We start from the raw sequence: 17,565 nt of genomic DNA on the forward strand, positions 1-17,565 counted from the left end.
TGACGGACACCCGCACGGACGCGCTCCTGCCGCCCGCCGAGGCGGTGACCGTGGCGGTGCCGGCCTTCCGGCCCGCGGTCACCACGCCCGTGCCCATCACGTTCGCGACCGAGCTGTCCGAGCTCGTCCACGTGACCTTCTTGTCGGTCGCGTTCTCCGGCAGGACCGTCGCGGTCAATTGCGCGGACGCGCCGGCCTTCAGGGAGAGCTTGCCGTCCTTCACGCCGCCGCCCGAGATGGACACGGACGTGACCGGGACCGTGACGCTGCACTCGAGCGCGGCCAAAGCGGCACTGGAGCCGTCCCATTTGACGATGCCGCCGTTGTAGTCCAGGCCCGGCTGGCGGGATCCCGGATACTGCTGGCTGCCGCCGTCGGTGAAGATCACCTTCGCGTCCTTGGCGAGGCTGTCCGGAACAACGTACTTGTAGCCGGTTTGGTCGCAGTTGTCCGCCTTGGACATCTCCACGCCCGGCCACTTGGCGTTGCTCGCCGCGGTGGCGCCATCGCCGGTGTACACGTACGCGTACATCTTGCTCCAGCCGGCAGGCTTGGTGGCGTAGATCGTGTTCTTTGCCACCGGAGGCTGCGGCCTGACACCAGTCAGCGTCAGCGTCACGGTGGCGCTCTTGCCGCCGGCCTTGGCCGTGATCTTCACGGTTCCGGCCTTGAGGCCGGTCACCTTGCCGGTGGAATCCACAGTGGCGAGATTGGTGTCGGAAGAGCTCCAGCTCACGGAGGCGGAGCCGCCTGCCGGATCGGTGGTCACCGATGCCTTGAGCTGCAGGGTCTGCGTCGAGGACAGATCCATGGACGTGTCTCCGGAGATCGTCACCTTCGTCACCTTGGAGGTGCTGCAGGCAAGATCGCTCCACGTGCTGCTGGACGGCTGTGAAGTGTCTCCGTTCCAGATCTGCGTTCCGGTGGACTCCAGTCCGGCCGCATCGATGTCGGTGTCGGAATCGGCGGGATACTTCGTGGACGTGCCAGTCTTGCCGTCAGTGAAGATCACACGGTAGGTGGTATCTCCCCAATCCGGAAGCTCGTAACGATACGTGCCGGCGGTCTGCCCGCAGGAATCGCCATCAGAGATGGCGGTCATGGCCTCGCCGGGCCAAGCGGCGTTTTCAAGTTGCTCGTCGGCGGACGGGTCATCGCGGTACGCGTACACGTACAGATTCTGCCAATTGGCAGGTTTCTTCGCGTACACGACGCGTTGCTTGAACGCGACCTTCGTATACGTGGCTGTGTATTCCAGCGCCTTGCCGGATTTGGCACCGGTGCCGGTGACGGTCAGCGTCACGGAATCGCCCTCGTTCATGCCCTCGCCAATGGTGAGGCTGTCGCCGTCGACGAAGGAACCGTTCTTGCCGTTGCTCAGCTTATAGCTGAGGTTCTTGGCGTTGCGGGCGCTCAGCGTTACCTTCATGGTGTCGGAGGAGAAGCTCTTGCTGGCGGTGGCGGAGACGGATTCCTTCACACCCTTGGTGAAGTAGACGCTCACGGCGTTGCCCTTGGCGGTGCCGGATTCGATCTTGCCGTTCTTGACCACGATCTTGCCGCCGTTCACCTGATCGGTATACGTGCCGTCGTCAAGCTTGGTCGGGGTACCGGCCAGATCCTGGTCGCCGCCCATGTTGGCGATGCTCACGCCATCATCATCCGACTTCTTGTCGGTGGTGTAGCGCTCCACCATGAGGCAGGGGTTGTTGTTCTGGTTCGCACCGCAGTTGCGTAGATACTCGTCCTCGCCATCCATGGCGTTGCGGAATTGGTTGACCGCCACGACTTCCGGGTCCTTCCACTGGTTGTCACCCGTGTCGCCCAGCTTGCTGGTTTCGGCGAACTGCGGCTTGTCGCCGCCCGAATCTTGCGGACGGTTGAAGAACAGGGGAGCGCCGCCCTTGCGTGCGCCGACGATGGCCCAGCCGAAGCGGATCTGCTTGGACGACAGATATGTGGATTCCTTGTCTTCGTTGGCATAGTTGTCGTGCGATTCGACCCAGGTGACCAGATGGTCATCAGCAATGCCGGCGCCTTGCAGGCTGTTCAGGTTGCCTGCGTTGAGATTCTTGCTCCACAAGGCGGAACGAATCGCCTTGCCATAATCGGAAGCGGTGGCACCACCGCCGCCCTTGCCGTACTTGGCATACAGTGCTGCGTAAGCCTTGTAATCCAAGCCGGGATCGCCCTGCAGCACCTCGCCGTACTGGTACTGCGAGCCGTTCTGCAGAATAACGTCCCAATACGTGGAGTTGTCGAATTCGCCAGGAAGCTCGACGTGCTTGCCGGCATCGAAGCGGAATCCATCGACGCCGTCATCCACAGCGGTCTTTAGGAAGTCGTGCATGCGGCTTTCCACCGTCTTGTTGGCGGTGTTCAGATCCCACAGGCCCAGCAGCTGGCAATGGGTCACCTCCCAACGGTTGGAATAGTTGATGTTCCTGCCGTTGCAGGCGTTCTTGTCATGGAAATATTCGGGATTCTGCCAATCGGAGTCGATGGCGTTCCAGTCGGCGGTGAAATGGTTGGCCACCACATCCACGATGATACGAATGCCATGGGCGTGTGCGGATGCGGTCATCTTCTTCAGATCAGCTTCGGTGCCGACCACGAAATTGCCGATGGAGGTGTTGGCCGGCTGATACACGTAATACCAGTTCTCGGTGAACTTCCTGCCGTTGGAAGCGACTTCCTTGATCTTGCTCATCGGCTCGGTCTGGATGGAGGTGTAGCCGGCTTCGGCGATCTCATCCATATGCTCCGTGATGGTGTTGAACGACCACATCCACGCATGCAGGATGGCGCCGTTCTTCATGTTCTTGGTCAGGCCGTACTTCTCGCGGGCCGCCTCGAACGTCGGATTGCCGGTGGTGTCGGCATAGCTGTCACGGCCAGTGCTGGCCTGCGCAGCGGTGCTGGCGATCGCCAGTCCGCCGAGGGCGGTCGCTGCGGCTGTGACGCCGACGACCACCTTCTTGCTGATCTTCAGACCTAGCTTCTGCCAGGCTGGGGTTGGTTTCCGGTGCCTCATAGCTCCTTGTTCCTTACTCCATGGCTCCCCGTGAAGGGGTCCCATCTTCTTTGATAGCGTTTGCACTATTGCAAACGTATATTTTCCATTTTACATCTGCGATAAGGAACGAAATTGTGAAAAGTGGCGGAAAATCAATGAAAATTGTTGCTGAAAACTTGTTTCGTTTCATGAAAATGTTTGCATAAATGTGGAATCGCAAACACCCTATCGTAATACCTTCGTCGTCGTTTCCTTCATGCGAGACCCGGTTTTCCAAGTCTTGCGCTGGACGATGGGTCGTTCTGCAAAAAAGTTGCCGTTTGCGCAAATGGGAATAAGGGGTTGCCGGAGCGTGGGCATGATCGCATCGCGTCACGCTCTGCCAGAAAACCATGCCAAGTTTCTGACAATGTTGCTATCATGAGTCTGGTATGTGCCGACGATGATGATCATATGGCGTTGGCGGCGGAATGCGAAGTGTACTGGCCATGAAATGGGGAGAATATGGCAGTTGAGGATAATGGTTTTCCGAAAATGGAAGACGATCCGGTTGATTTGTTGCGCAACAATGCGTTCGATGACGATTGGAATATTCCTTCGCTGAGCTTCCCGAAGATAGACGAGGACGCTCTTGGCCTGTCCGGGGCCGTCGTACAGCCGCAGGACGATTCCGACACGGAGAAGACCACAGTCGTGCCGGCCGGATCGCTGACATTCGAAGGAGCGGCAGAGCCGTCGCGTTCCGCCATCGAGGACGGCGGCGAAATGGCCGATCTGGAAAAGATCGCCGAGGATGATCCCGAACACGATCCGCTGAAAACCGTTCCCGTGCCGCCGAAGAAGCCGTTGCCGATCAAAAAAATAGCGCTGGGCGTCATTATCGCGGTGGTGGTGATCGCGCTCGTCGTGGCAGGCGTGTTCGTCGTGCGCTCCAAGAACGAAGACAAGAGCCAGGGCAAGCGTGACGCGATCGCCATGTGCGAAAAGGCGCAGAGCAAATATACCAAGGCGAGCAAGGCCTTGGAGAGTGCGATGCAGAAGGCGTCCGGCCTGCAAAAGCTCACCAAAGACCAAGTCTCTGACGGAAATGCGCTGACGAAACTGAATAAGAGCGTGGAACAAGGTGAGCAGCTTGCCTCCAGCAACATCACCACCGAATGCTCCGCGTCGCTCGCCCAGACCGTGCTGGAATCCAGGGCGAGCAATATGGACAAGCACAGCGGCGATATGCAGAAGCGGGCCGATGCCGTCGCCTCGGCCGTGAAGACGGTCGAAACCAGCAAGAAGGCGCTGGAAACCAAGAACGCGCGCGGCGCATTGGATCAGGCCATCTCCACCGCCAGCACGTTGCTTGACAACTCCAACGGACAGGTCGCGGACGATGCTACGCGTGACGCGCTTTCCCAGGCGATTGATGCCGCGCAGAAGCTGATCGACGGCAAGAGCTCCGATGTCCAGGCTATGCAGAACGCGGTGAAGGCGATTTCCACGGCCACGGACGCGGTGAACGCCTCCATTCAGGCGGCCCAGGCGGCAGCGGCGCAGACGAATTCGCAGAGCGACTCGCAGAATGATTCGCAGAATGGTCAGTATTCGTACGGGTACCAGTATGGCAATGGCTGGGAGAATCACAATAACGCTGGTGGTACTGGAACTGGTGAACAAAAGAAGTCTGACGACACGTCTGAGCAGCCTTCTCCTGATAATGCAAATAAAGATACTAATGACAATCAAAACGCCTCTGGAACCCCGCAGACTCCTGCTGGCTCCATCAGCGGAACGGATTCCAATACCAAACCCCAAACTAATTAATCGCACAACGTTCGCCGATACGTCAGCGGATATTTAAGGGTGTGCCAATCGATTTATGTGAATCGTAAATCGTTGTCGCACCCTTTTAAATTGCGCTGCATGCCAATTATGTTGCGGTCGAAACGATAATTATTAAATTGAAATATGATGTACACTTATTTTCGGTAGTTGTTTTTCCGTAAGGAAGGTTTTATATGTCTATTCTGGACGGTTTCAAAGAAGTTGGCGAGAGTTCCGGCGGCAAATTGACCATGACGATCATGCTCGAATCCGTGCGTTTCTCCAAGAACGTCAGCTCAGTGCTGGGATTCCCGGAATACGTCAAGGTGCTGGTGAACTACGACGAGAAGAAATTCGCGATCCAGAAGTGCGATAAGAAGGACGAGTACGCGATTCGTTTCGCCACCAAACGGCCGGGAGAGGCGTCCGCGGTGACGCTGCGCAACATCGACCTGCTCGTCGCCACGCAGAAATTCTTCGAATTCCCCGAACTGGACGATCCCACGCGAATCGCGTTCTATGCGCTGGATGGCATCTACTATTCGGACGATCAGGCGATCGTGTTCGATGTGGAGACCGCCAAGAGTGGCACGGTCGGCAAGCGCGGGCCGAAGCCCGGATCGCACCAGAAGCACCCGCGTAAGCCTAAGGACGATGCCGAATCCGCCGAGGCCGCTAAAACCGCTGAAACTACTGAAGCCTGAGGATTCCATCCGAAGAACCATTCTACGAAAGGACGTCATCCGCAAATGCGGACGGCGTCCTTTCGTATTTGCGCGACGGACGTGACTTTTTGCGGTGATTTTTCAATCGGACGCATCCTCGCATATTTGCGCGTTCCTATGGTCTTTCTCTTTCCTATAGCCTCGTTTCCTGTGATTTCCTTTTTCGCGGTCTCTACGCGCGTCACACGTCCTGCCGCAGAATATTGCGTTGCCTTGCAATCGTCATCGAAAGCTGCAAAAGAAAATCCTTGAATTTGCCGCGATCGCGCAAGGTCTCGGCGTTGACGGAAAGTACCTGCCATCCGGCCGAAGCCAATGCCGTGCGTCGTGCCTCGTCGCTCTCCCAATTATTGGCATGGAATTTGCCGGAATATTCGATCGCTATTTTCAAATCCGGAATCGCGATATCAAGAAAAGCCGTCCTGCCGTCCGAAGTATTCAACGTAAGCCGATGATTGACCACGAACGGGCCATAGCCGGCGCGGTGCATGCGGAATCGCAGACGGGTCTCCATGCATGAATCGGTATTTTCGGCAAGTAGTTTCGCGGCTGACTCGCATTTCCGGCGATGCGGGAATGTGGAAGGAAGCTCGTCGAGCAGCGTGGTGAAATTTTCGGGGGAGACGTGCACATGATAATAATTGCGGCGCATCATCGCGTCGCCAAGCACCACCAGCTCCTCAAGTGTGAGGTACGCGGCCATCTGCGCCCATAGCAGGAGCGGATGCACCGTGAAAATATGCGGCTCCACGAAAACGGGAGCGTACTTGCTTTTCTCGAAGGAGGCGAACGGCGGTGTTTTGCGGACTCGCTTCGTGCGCTTTGTGCGTTGTGCGTGTTGCGTGATTTGTATGTCCTGTTCGTGCTGTTCGCTTTGCATGCTTTGTTTGTGTTGTTCGTATTGTTCGCGTTGTTCGTCCTGCGGTTTTGACTGTGTCCGTTTGGATTGGTCGGCGCGATCTACTGTGTGGTTGTTTTGCTGAACTGCTCTTTGACTTTGGTAAGTTATTTGGTCTGCCTGGACTGTCTGGTTTGTTTGATTTGGCTGAGCTGTCTGGTTTGTTTGATTTGACTGAGCTGTCTGGTTTGTTTGGCTTGGATGAGCTGCTTGGATTGGATGGTCTGCTTGGATTGTCTGATCTGCTTGAGCTGCTCGGTCTGCTCGGCTTGGATGAGCCGTTCGGTCTGGTTGGTTTGCCTGGCTTGGTTGAGCCGTCTGGCTTAGTTGAGTTGCCTGGTTCGCTTTGGCTGCTTGGGCTATCTGAGTTGTTTGGACTGTCGGCCCTGCTTGAGCTGCTTGGACTGCTTGGGCTGTCTGGTTTGCTTGGCCTACTTGGACTTCCTGGGCTATTTGGGCTGTCCGAGCTGCTTGGATTGTCTGATCTGCTTGAGCTGCTCGGTCTGATTGAACTGTCCGATTCAGTTGTTCAGGCGCCCGGTCCGGAGGAAGCGTCGCGGTGTATGCATGGAATTTCACGCCATCCAGCGAAGAGCGGAATCGTGCCTCTTCCACCACGATGTGCAGATAGTCGAGCAGCTTCACTTTGTCGTAAAGTGCGGGCATGTCGATCAGCAGCACTCTTATGGCGGAAGTGAGACCAAGTACCACGTCAGTGCGATATTTCTTGCGGATTGCCCGAGCACGTTGCAGCTCGGTGAACTGCGCTTCGAAAAGCGTGCGGGCCATGTCCTGAGGTGTTTGCGCGTACATGCCGGCAAATGTAGACGATGGCGGCCGGTTTGCGCCACCCGAATACGAAAATCTGTGGAAAAGTGGATAAATGACGTACCCAAATCCGTTATGTGGATAAGTGTGTGCGTGTCCCACGTGCATTGCGTGTGCGTGTGCCGTGTATTGCGTGTGCGTGTGCCGCGTTGTGCGTATGGGCGACTTCGTGTGTGCATCCTGTTGTATGTTGTGTTGTGCTGCGTATCTGTAGTCATCGCTTCTGTGCGGCTACTATCTACGTAGCTTTTCTGCAGACCTACCTGCAATCCTGTATTAGTTTTTCATGTTGATTTTCGTGCTGGTTTGCGGATTATTCATCGTCCGTGCGGATTTATCGGGTGCCATGCGGATTTCTTGAATGTTGTGCGGATTATTCCGACGATTGTGCGGATTCTTTAGCCGTAGTGCGGATTTACTATTGTCTCTGCGGATTACTTGGTGCCTTTGCGGATTATTCAATCCGCGTGCGGATTTTTTGATGTCCGTGCGGATGAAAATCGCATATTTTAATAATTGTGAAATTGAGAAACGTTGGAATTCCGGGCTTTTGCTTTTCGGTTTAATCGATTTGCGACTGAAACTGATGAAAATAATCCGCAAAAGTTGCCGATAATCCGCATGTGCGTCGATAAATCCGCAAAGGGCTTTCGAAAAACCGCAAACTTCCGTAATAATCCGCAAAGACTATTGAATATCCGCATGCGTGCTGAAAAATCCGCACGGCATTGCATAAATCCGCACGGGAAGAGTTTAATCCGCAAACGTAGGAAGGGAGAAGTGGAAAGTGAAGGAGTGGAGAGAGGAGAGACGGAACGCGGGGAGAGAAAAAGAGAAATAAGGGAGCAGGGGAGAACGGACAGGAAGAACGGACGGACAGGAAGAACGGACAGGAAAAACGGACAAGAAAAACGGACAAGAAAAACGGACAAGAAAAACGGACAAGAAAAACGGACAAGAAAAACGGACAAGAAAAACGGACAAGAAAAACGGGACAAAGAAAAAGCCTCGCGCGGGGCGAGGCTTTTGGGTGGGGCGTGGGCGATTGAGGGCCGCACGCTCAGTGAAGGTTTGGCAGCGTCAGTAGCATTTGTGTGCAAGCCAGTACGAATAGGCGCCTTGGATGGAGCCGTAGCGCTGGGCGCAGTAACCCCAGAACCACTTGAGCTGGGTCTGGTAGTTGGTGGCCCAATCGGCACCCGCGCTGACCATCTTCGATCCCGGAAGCGCCTGCGGCAGACCGTATGCGCCGGAGCTCGGATTGGTGGCCGACACGTTCCAGCCGGATTCGTGCGAGATGATGTACACGGTCGCGGTGAAGTCCTCTTCGGTGTAGCCGTTGGACAGCAGGTAATCGTGAGCCCACTGCTGCATCTCGCCGGCGGGGACGGTGGTGCCGATGGTCGCGGCGGCTGTGGACGGCGTGGTGGAACCGGTGCCCACGAGAATCACCTTGTCGGTCGGGGCTTTCTTCACGAACGAGCTGATCATATTGGAGGAAACGACCGTGCTGCCAGACTTGGTGACGAGATTCGTGGTCTCCATCACGCCTTCTTGGCCTTCGGTCTCGACCTTCTCCTGACCCTTCGGCAGGGAGGAGGTTTCCTTCTTCACCGTGTTGAACGGAATCGCAGTGTCCGTCACGGCGACGGACGCGCCCGCACGATTGATGGTGATGACGGTCTTCTCATTGACTTTCGTAGTCAGAGCCGGCGAGACGGTGTCTTCCGGATCCAAAGTGATGTCACCGGCATCCAGCACGGACTTCACATCGGTGAAATCGGTGCCGGGGACCACGCGGGTCTTGCCGTTGATTTTCACCGTGACATACGAGGTGTTGCCCTTCAGCGCCTCACGCGCGTTGCCGCGGGAAGCCTCGTTGGCATCGGAAACGGAATACGCGGAAACCGATTGGGGCTTCTCCTTACTCGCATCCGCTGTGGCGTACAGGTTATGGGACACGAAGCCACCGGTGGCCAACAGCCCTACTGCCGCGACCGTTGCGGCAATCTTCACCAGCTGGGACTTGCTCGGCAGAGACAAAGTGGCCGGTTGGGCATGTCTTTTATGGTTAGCCATTCTGCTCCTACATCGCTTACAATTCCTCGGCGGATTCAAGCGCTTCTCGAACGCGTGCGCGCGGCCGCATGGGCTCCGCCGGAAAACGCGCAACTACATACAGTCTAGCGCACTCCGAGGAATTCGATCGCTGGGCGACGAAAACGTTGTCATTCCGCGGAAACACCGGAGGGGGTATCGGAGCCGTTGTCCGAAGCGCTCATGTCGAGCGCCTTGGCCTGCTCGATAAGGGAGTCCAGATCGGAGGCGCGCAACGCGCCAGCCTGCTGGAACACAATCTGCTGGTTCTTGACGACCATCAGCGTCGGCACCGCCTGCACCTTGGCTGCGGAGGCCAGATCGGGATTCTGATCGATGTCCACCTTGGCGAAGTAGACGTCCGGATGCTCCTCACTCGCCTTCTCGAACGTCGGGCCGAACGCGCGGCACGGACCGCACCAAGTCGCCCAGAAATCGACGAACACCAGATCGTTCGATTCGACGACCTGGTTGAAATCCTTCGAAGTGACTGCATGCGTTGCCATATCCGTTCCTGCTTTCTGACGTTTCCTTCGACGTCCCGACGTTCTTTTCAACGTTCCGACATCTCGACGTGTTTCGATTTTCCGTTTTTTATCGACGCCGCATATGCCGGCATATCCGATATGCCCGGCCGGCTCGTGACCGGAATCCCCGCCCGCGAAAAGTATATAGCCGCGCGCTGCGCCGACGCAATGCCATATTCGATTGCGCTACCGGAGGAATCGAAATCGAGTGAAATTCACATACCGTGCGCGATAATGGAACCATGCCAGTGATGAATGATGAAGTGCCCGACGAGGGCGATTTCGACGCCAACCGCCATCGCGGGGAATTCGACGACATAACACCGGAGGATTTCATCCGCGGAATGGGCAATCCTCCGGGATGGCTCTCATCCGACGAAATCAGACGCATGCGCCGCGAAATGCCGATTCCATACGTCGTGGTGGTACCGGTGCGCACCGACGACCTCGGCAGGGTGGCACAAGTCGGCTCGCTGCTGCGCGTCAGCGACGACGGTGGCATCGAACGCACGCTGATCGCCGGCCGCGTGCTGTACCACGAATCGCTGCGTGAAGCGGTGGCACGCAATGTGGCGAAGGACCTGGGAGACATCGCCCTGCCGCAACTGCCGGTCAGCCTGCAGCCGTTCACCGTAGCCGAATTCTATCCGACGCCCGGCCTGTCCGATTACTACGATCCGCGACAGCACGCGATCGCGCTGTGCTACGTGGTACCGATCGCCGGCGATTGCAAGCCACAGGACGAGACGCTCGACGTGGAATGGGTCGATCCAGACAGCGACATGCTTGACACGTTCGTAGGACAGATGAGCAACGGCTACGGCACGATCGTGCGCCAAGCGCTCGCCTGGACGGGCAAGTGACAGGGAAGCAAAGCCGGAAAGCGGGAACGCGCAGAGCGATTAGGCTGAGCGGAACGAACAGGACACGCAAAGAGAAATACGGAGAAGGAGAGCGGAACGCATGGCGATTGAACTGAAGAACAATGTGTATTGCGATGGCGAAGGCACGCCGGTCGTGCTGGTGCACGGCTTCCCGGTCGACCACCGCATGTGGGACAAGTGCGCCGAGGAATTGCGGAAGGTCGCCGCAAAACAAGGCGTGAAACAATTCGCGATATGGGCTCCCGACATGCCCGGAGCGGGCGAAGGGCCGATTCCGTCGGACAAGGACAGCGGCGGCAAGGCTTCGGACGGCGCGTTCCCGTACGGACTTGACCGCATGGCGGACGCATACGTGGACCTCCTGCATAAGGCCGGCTACGACAAGGCAATCTGGGTGGGCCTGTCGATGGGCGGCTATCTGATCCTCGACATCCAGCGGCTGCATCCGGAAGCGGTGGCCGCGCTCGCCTTGTGCGACACGAAGGGTGACGCGGATTCCGCGCAGATGCGTGTGAAGCGCGTTGCCATCGCCGAGGAATGCGAGACGACCGGCACGCATGAGCCGGTGATGGGATTCGCAGTGCCGTCGGACGCCGATTCCACGGTGAAGCGGTCGGAAGCGTACTGCAGGCAGTTCGAGACGTGGATCAACGAGCAGCCGGCGGCGGGCATCGCATGGCGCGAGCGCATGGCGGCGGGACGGCCCGACCTCAACGACGTGCTGCCGGAAATCGAAGTGCCGGCCGCCGTGATCTGCGGCGACAAGGATCCGTCCAGCCCGCCGGCCGTGATGAAGCCGGTCGCCGACGCGATGGCGAAGGCCGACGTGTCGATAACGGTGATCGACGATTGCGGCCATTTCAGCGCGTACGAGCACCCCGGCCAAGTGGCCGCGGCGTTGCTGGAACTGGTGAAACGGGTCGGCTGACGTCGGATATTCCTCGCCGGATATACCTCTATATACAAACCACAGTGAAATTCATCGTAACGAAAGAAGCAAATCGACCATGAGCATGTTCTCACCATTGGCGTTGACGCAGGCGCTGCCGTTCCTGCCGCTCGCCCAAGGCGACATCGATTACGAAGTGGCGCGACGCGGCGAACCCGACCTGTTCGTCAAGGTGCTGGCGGAACCGGCCACGAAAGTCATCCTCGTCAAGGACGGCAAAGTGGCGGTACCGCACGGCCAAGGCGCGATCGCCGACTATGCCAACGTGAACATGCGCCTCGCACAGCTCCCGGGCGCCTACGTTTCCGCGGAACTCGAATCGCATCCGACGGCGCTCGCCATGTTCCTCGGCACCTACGGCGGACGATTGGGTGGCCATGTGGTCGCCGTGGATGTGACGCGAGTGCAGCCCGCATCCGAATCCTCCGCGATGGCCGAAACGACGCGCGGCGGCGGTGCGGACGATGCGTTCGCCGAAGTGCGGCCGAGCCAATCGCAGGAGAAAACCACGAAATCGCTGCTGGAAAACGCCGCGACGCGATTCGATTGGGTGGATCTGCGTGGATTCGCACCGCACGCCAGCGCACGTGAAGCCGGCCAGGCCACGTCCGCGATCTCCCTGAGCGTATGGCATGCGAGACAACGCCACTGCCCGACCTGCGGCGCCCCCATCAAGCCTGCGCTCGGCGGATGGGCGCAGCGCTGCACAAGCGAAGCGGACGGCAATCGTCTGCTCTTCCCAAGAGTCGAACCGGCCGTCATCACGGCAATCGTCGACCATGACGACCGCCTGCTGTTGCAGCACAACAGCGCCTGGGGGAATAGCGGCCTGTATTCGGTGTCGGCTGGATTCGTGGAGGCCGGCGAGAACCTGGAGCATGCATGTCGGCGTGAAGCCAAGGAGGAGGTCGGCATCGAGGTCGGCGAGCTCAAGTATCTCGGATCGCAGCCGTGGCCGTTCCCTGCATCGCTCATGATGGCGTTCAAGGGCGTGGCGGTCAATACGGACGTGCGCGTGGACGGTGAGGAGACGCTCATGGCACGGTGGGTGACGCGCGACGAGTATATGAATGAGCTGGTTTCGGGCCGCATGGAGGCTCCGGGCAAGGCCACGATTGCGCGTTACATGATCGAGGAGTGGCTCGGCCACGATCTGCCGTAGTGCGCCGTGCGGTTGCCGTAAGGTTCGTGCGATTGCCGTACAATGGCGGCATGAGCGAAGATAACGACACCAAGCTGAATCTCGACGTGCCCGAGCACCTCGAATACTCCGACGAACACGTGTGGGTGGACGCATCCGTCGAACCCGCCATGGTGGGCGTCACCGAATATGCCGTCGGACAGTTCGGCGAACTGGTGTATATCGACCTTCCCGAGGTCGGCACCCAGGTCGAGGCAGGCGACGAAGTGGCGGAATTCGAGTCGTCCAAAGCCGTCACAGCACTGGTCTCCCCGGTCGCGGGCACGATTCGTTACGTCAACAACGAGGCCGCCGACGATCCGAGCATCGTCACCGGAGATCCGTACGGCGAGGGCTGGATCTTCAAAATCGAACTCGAGGATGACGAACCGGATCTGCTCACCGCCGACGAGTACGCCAAAATCGTGGCCCAGTAGAGTCCAATAGTCTCGGCTGGCGCACTCTGAATTGGCGCACTCTGAAAACGGTAATCGCGGATTGACGGTCCGTCCGCCGGCATTTCCGAAATTCCGCTTTCCGAAATTTCGCTGTGGCGTAATCGTTTGTTCGAACGTGACTCCTATAGTGTGCGTATGAATGAAATTCAGCCGTTGCCGCAGTTTCCGCCGCAGCGCGATCGGCACATCGATTCGCAGCGGACGGATGGATGGAATGATGCGTCGTCCGACGATATGCCCACCGTGCCGATTCCCGCACGCAAGGTAGCCACCACCTTCGATACGGCCTCCAAACATGAGCGGATCGAAGCGAAGCCGCTGCTGACCAGGCTGTTCCGTCACGCCGTCACCGGCACGTTTGGCATCTGGCTGAAATTCTCCACCGCGCTGGTGCACGCCTTGGACTGGTATCCGCGCGTGGAGCCGTACGTCGGCTACGGTACTGAGCATTACTCCCGCCTGATCTGCCGTACCGTGTACGGGCCGTTCAAAAGGCAGGCGGGGCGGCTGTCGCGCGGTATCCGCGGCATGCTGATGGTGCCGTCGCCGCATACCAAGGTGCGTCTCGCGATCGACGACGTGCCTATCGAAACCGTGCAGGTTGGCGCGTCCGAAGTGTATGACGCGGTTGACAGCCATCCCGACACCTCCAGCGAATTCGTGGCGTCCGACGATGCCGGATACCTCGACCTCGTCGCCGAGCATTCGCTCGAACCGGGCATCCACAACGTGTCGTACAAAGTGCGTAGCCGCAAGCCGGTGAACGCCAATCTGTTCACCATTCCAAGCGGCACCAAGGTGGGCGTGATCTCGGACGTGGACGACACCATCATGGTCACGCAGGCGCCGAGCTTGGTGAAGGCCGCGTATAATCTGCTGCTGCTCAACCCCCGCAAGAAGGTGCCGGTGCCCAGCATGAACCTGCTGTTCACCCGCATCGCGGACATGTTCCCGGACGCCCCGTTCTTCTACCTGTCCACTTCGCCGTGGAATGTGGAAAGCTCGATTCGGCATCTCATCACGAACCATGGTTTTCCGGAAGGGCCTTTGCTGCTGCGCGACCTCGACCCGCGTCCGAAGACGTTCATCCCGTCGGGCGTGCAGCACAAGCTTGAATTCGCCGAACAGCTGATGGCGGATTTTCCGGACATGAAGTTCATTCTGATCGGCGACGACGGGCAGAAGGATCCGACCACGTACGCCACGATCGCACGACGGTATCCGGGACGCGTGCTGGCAATCGCCATCCGTCAGCTGTCGCCGCGGGAAGTCGGGGGAACGCTCGGTTCCGTCGCCGGCCGTGCGTCCACGCAGCCGACGCCGGTCACCGACGTGCCGGTGTTCATGGGAACGACCGGATCGAACATCATGAAAACGATGCTGCCGTACCTGCGTTCCGTACGTTTCGACGATTAATGACTGGTCGTCGACGATTGACGGCGATTCGCAAAGATTGGCGGCCGTCCGCCGATAGATGACGATTCGCCTGCCGGAAACGACGAAAACGTACGATGCGGGCCGGTATAGCAGGCCGGTATAATCGCGTGCATGAGTGAATTTCGGGGCATGAACGACCCGTCCGCATCGGAGCAGGATGGGTTCGGCGCGATTCCGCGCGCGAAACGGGTGCCGAAGGAGCGCACCTTCCACGGCGACACCTTCATCGACCAATACGAATGGCTGCGTGACAAGGAATCGCAGGACGTACAAGACTACGTGGCGGCGCAGAACCGCTACTGCGAGCAGCGTATGGCACCGCTCAAATCACTGCGGAAGACGCTGTTCGAGGAATTCAAATCGCATGTGCAGGAAACCGACATGTCCGTGCCGACGCGCATGGACGGCTACTGGTACTTCACCCGCACCATGCAGGGACGGCAATACGCCACGCAATGCCGCGTGCCGATCCACGACGAGGACGATTGGGATCCGCCGACGGTGGAGGCCGGCGTGCCGCTCGACGGCGAACAGGTGGTGTTCGACACGAACGCCGAGGCGCAGGGCCACGATTTCTTCCGCATCGGCGGCATGGACATCTCCAAGGACGGCCGCTGGATGCTGTACGGCACCGACACAAGCGGCGACGAACGTTACGACTTCCGCATCCGCGACCTGGAAACCGGCAAGGAACTGCCGGAACGGTTCGACGGCATCGGCGGCGCCTGCTTCACACCGGACGCGCAGTGGGTGTTCTACGTGCTGCTGGACGACGCATGGCGTCCGTACGCGGTGATGCGCCACCGCGTCGGCACCCCCGTGGCCGATGACGTGGAAGTCTATCGCGAAGCGGACGAACGCTTCTGGGTGGGTATCGGACTGTCCTTCGATGAACGCAACATCGTGATCGGCACCGGATCGAAAACCACCACCGAAGTGCTGCTGCTGCCCACCGACACCCCGGAAGGGGAGTTCCAGGCCTTCATCCCGCGCGAAACCGACGTGGAATACGACGTGAGCTTCTCCTGCTTCGAAGGCGCGGACGAAAACGGCGAGGACATTCCACTCGCCGTGGTCTACCACAACGCGCTGAATCCGAATTTCGAAATCGACGTGATCGACATGCGGACACACGAACCGCCATACCGACTGGGCGAAGGCGTGTGCGTGGCCGTCGGATCCCCGTACGGATGCGAGCACGGCGACGACGTGGAGCCGGGCGCATCCTCCATGCCGATCGGCACGCCATACTCGAATCCCCGCAATCCCGCCATTCTGCAGGGCGCGCACGGCTTAGGCATCGAAGGCATATCGATCCACCGGCATTTCGTGGCGCTGCAATACCGTGCGGAAAGCCTGCCGCACGTCGCAGTGATGACCAAAACCGCCGCCGCGGAGGACTTCCTGGCCGGACGTCCATGGCGATTCACCGAACTCGTGCCGCATGCGCTGGAAGGCGATTGGGACGTCGACGAATCCGTGGACGAGATCAACGAGGAACGTGCCGAAGTCTGGGGCAAACTCGACGCGCTCGCCGCCGCCCAAGGCGAAGGGTCGGCCGTCCACGGAATCTCCCGCAAGGCGATGACCTCGTCCGACGGCGCCACCGCCGACAGAATGCCGGGGGAGACACGGCGTCTGTATTCGATCGGCGTGGGAGGCAACCCTTCGTACGATGCGCCGCGCATGCGATATTCGTTCGCCAGCTATACGCGGCCGGGCGAATTGCATGATTACAATCCGGCCACCGGCGAGGACCGGCTGCTGAAACGCGCCACGGTGCTCGGTGGCTTCGATCCGCGTGATTACATGGAGCGGCGCGTCTGGGCCACCGCACGTGACGGCGAACGCATTCCCGTCTCGCTGGTATGGCGGCGCGATGTGCCGACCTGCGATTCCGCCATGTTCATCACCGGCTACGGCGCGTACGAGATCAGCTCCGATCCGGGATTCGCGGTGTCGCGCATCAGCATGCTCGACCGCGGCGTGCTCTACGCCGTGCCGCACATCCGCGGCGGCGGCGAGATGGGCCGCGCCTGGTACGAGCAGGGGCATCTGCTCAACAAGAAGCATTCGTTCGAGGACTTCATCGATGCCACGCGCGCATTGCAGCGGGCCGGACTGGCCTCGCCGCGGCGCACGGTGGCGAACGGCGGCTCCGCGGGCGGTCTGCTCATGGGCGCGATTGCCAACATGGCTCCGGAATGCTATGCGGGCGTGGAGGCGGACGTGCCGTTCGTGGACGCGTTGACCTCGATTCTCGATCCGTCGTTGCCGCTGACCGTCACCGAATGGGACGAATGGGGAGATCCGTTGCACAATGCGGACGTGTACGCGTATATGAAGTCGTACACGCCGTACGAGAACGCTCCGAACAGCAAGAGTGACAAGAGGGTGGCCGTTTTTCCGAAGATCTTCATCACCACGTCGATGAACGACACTCGCGTGCTATACGTGGAGCCGATGAAATGGCTGGCCCGACTGCAGCATGCCGGCGTGGACGCCGTAGCGAAGATCGAGGTGGAGGCCGGGCATGGTGGCACGTCCGGACGATACAAGCAGTGGGAGGAGGTCTCGTATGAGAACGCCTGGTGCCTGTCAATGATGGGCATCAGCAGCTGAACGGTCCGGGGGATTCTCTTCGGGGGATTCTTCGAGGGATTTCCCGGGGGTGAAGAATCGTGAATGGTGAAAGCCCGTTGTTGCAATCGTTTGCAGCAACGGGCTTTCGTTTCAGAAAATTTTCATGAAACA

The 17,565-nt window shown here is 59.0% G+C and carries 12 protein-coding genes; 8 read left to right on the forward strand and 4 right to left on the reverse strand.

What is annotated here, in order from left to right; genetic code table 11:
* Positions 1-3,034 (reverse strand): starch-binding protein (locus tag AC1ATL_RS08330; protein ID WP_476569876.1); only part of this gene is annotated, 3,034 nt, incomplete at its 3' end.
* 486 nt (positions 3,035-3,520) lie between these two features.
* Between AC1ATL_RS08330 and AC1ATL_RS08335 the strand changes: the two genes are divergently transcribed.
* Positions 3,521-4,828 (forward strand): FIVAR domain-containing protein, encoded by a 1,308-nt coding sequence (locus AC1ATL_RS08335; RefSeq protein ID WP_476569877.1) that lies wholly within the window; start codon positions 3,521-3,523, stop codon positions 4,826-4,828.
* 194 nt (positions 4,829-5,022) lie between these two features.
* Complete coding sequence (locus AC1ATL_RS08340; RefSeq protein ID WP_476569878.1) at positions 5,023-5,532, forward strand: hypothetical protein; 510 nt, start codon at positions 5,023-5,025, stop codon at positions 5,530-5,532.
* Between the two features lie 202 nt (positions 5,533-5,734).
* Here the strand turns inward: AC1ATL_RS08340 and AC1ATL_RS08345 are convergent, their stop codons facing one another.
* The 3 genes from AC1ATL_RS08345 to trxA all read right to left on the reverse strand — a co-directional run bounded on the left by AC1ATL_RS08345 (position 5,735) and on the right by trxA (position 9,882).
* A complete protein-coding gene (locus AC1ATL_RS08345; protein WP_476569879.1) occupies positions 5,735-7,240 on the reverse strand; it encodes a hypothetical protein in 1,506 nt (501 codons plus the stop codon).
* A gap of 1,119 nt (positions 7,241-8,359) precedes the next feature.
* Positions 8,360-9,358 (reverse strand): aggregation-promoting factor C-terminal-like domain-containing protein, encoded by a 999-nt coding sequence (locus AC1ATL_RS08350; RefSeq protein ID WP_476569880.1) that lies wholly within the window; start codon positions 9,356-9,358, stop codon positions 8,360-8,362.
* Between the two features lie 149 nt (positions 9,359-9,507).
* Positions 9,508-9,882, reverse strand: a complete 375-nt coding sequence (gene trxA, locus AC1ATL_RS08355; protein ID WP_476569881.1) for a thioredoxin — start codon at positions 9,880-9,882, stop codon at positions 9,508-9,510.
* A 263-nt stretch (positions 9,883-10,145) separates the two neighbouring features.
* Here trxA and AC1ATL_RS08360 point away from each other — a divergent pair, with 263 nt between their 5' ends.
* From AC1ATL_RS08360 to AC1ATL_RS08385, 6 genes are all read left to right on the forward strand, one after another.
* The gene (locus tag AC1ATL_RS08360; RefSeq protein ID WP_476569882.1) at positions 10,146-10,766 is read left to right on the forward strand and encodes a DUF4916 domain-containing protein; all 621 of its coding nucleotides are present in this window, start codon (positions 10,146-10,148) and stop codon (positions 10,764-10,766) included.
* 100 nt (positions 10,767-10,866) lie between these two features.
* Complete coding sequence (locus tag AC1ATL_RS08365; RefSeq protein WP_432624901.1) at positions 10,867-11,715, forward strand: alpha/beta fold hydrolase; 849 nt, start codon at positions 10,867-10,869, stop codon at positions 11,713-11,715.
* 79 nt (positions 11,716-11,794) lie between these two features.
* Entirely contained in the window at positions 11,795-12,898 is a 1,104-nt protein-coding gene (gene nudC / locus AC1ATL_RS08370) for an NAD(+) diphosphatase (RefSeq protein ID WP_476569883.1), read from the forward strand.
* A 50-nt stretch (positions 12,899-12,948) separates the two neighbouring features.
* The gene (gene gcvH / locus AC1ATL_RS08375; RefSeq protein WP_432623740.1) at positions 12,949-13,353 is read left to right on the forward strand and encodes a glycine cleavage system protein GcvH; all 405 of its coding nucleotides are present in this window, start codon (positions 12,949-12,951) and stop codon (positions 13,351-13,353) included.
* A 255-nt stretch (positions 13,354-13,608) separates the two neighbouring features.
* Complete coding sequence (locus AC1ATL_RS08380) at positions 13,609-14,790, forward strand: App1 family protein (protein ID WP_432623748.1); 1,182 nt, start codon at positions 13,609-13,611, stop codon at positions 14,788-14,790.
* Positions 14,791-14,940: 150 nt separating this feature from the next.
* Positions 14,941-17,433 carry a S9 family peptidase gene (locus tag AC1ATL_RS08385; protein ID WP_432623746.1) on the forward strand — a complete coding sequence of 831 codons (2,493 nt, stop codon included), beginning with the start codon at positions 14,941-14,943 and terminating at the stop codon, positions 17,431-17,433.
* Positions 17,434-17,565: the final 132 nt, after the last annotated feature.

The organism is Bifidobacterium sp. LH_743 (assembly GCF_056355775.1).

Bases quoted from the DNA above. Each gene is read 5' to 3' on its own strand.
- AC1ATL_RS08365 (WP_432624901.1), top strand. From the start codon at position 10,867: ATGGCGATTGAACTGAAGAACAATGTGTATTGCGATGGCGAAGGCACG.
- AC1ATL_RS08345 (WP_476569879.1), bottom strand. From the start codon at position 7,240: ATGGCCCGCACGCTTTTCGAAGCGCAGTTCACCGAGCTGCAACGTGCT.
- trxA (WP_476569881.1), bottom strand. From the start codon at position 9,882: ATGGCAACGCATGCAGTCACTTCGAAGGATTTCAACCAGGTCGTCGAA.
- nudC (WP_476569883.1), top strand. From the start codon at position 11,795: ATGAGCATGTTCTCACCATTGGCGTTGACGCAGGCGCTGCCGTTCCTG.
- gcvH (WP_432623740.1), top strand. From the start codon at position 12,949: ATGAGCGAAGATAACGACACCAAGCTGAATCTCGACGTGCCCGAGCAC.
- AC1ATL_RS08360 (WP_476569882.1), top strand. From the start codon at position 10,146: ATGCCAGTGATGAATGATGAAGTGCCCGACGAGGGCGATTTCGACGCC.
- AC1ATL_RS08350 (WP_476569880.1), bottom strand. From the start codon at position 9,358: ATGGCTAACCATAAAAGACATGCCCAACCGGCCACTTTGTCTCTGCCG.
- AC1ATL_RS08335 (WP_476569877.1), top strand. From the start codon at position 3,521: ATGGCAGTTGAGGATAATGGTTTTCCGAAAATGGAAGACGATCCGGTT.
- AC1ATL_RS08380 (WP_432623748.1), top strand. From the start codon at position 13,609: ATGCCCACCGTGCCGATTCCCGCACGCAAGGTAGCCACCACCTTCGAT.
- AC1ATL_RS08385 (WP_432623746.1), top strand. From the start codon at position 14,941: ATGAACGACCCGTCCGCATCGGAGCAGGATGGGTTCGGCGCGATTCCG.
- AC1ATL_RS08340 (WP_476569878.1), top strand. From the start codon at position 5,023: ATGTCTATTCTGGACGGTTTCAAAGAAGTTGGCGAGAGTTCCGGCGGC.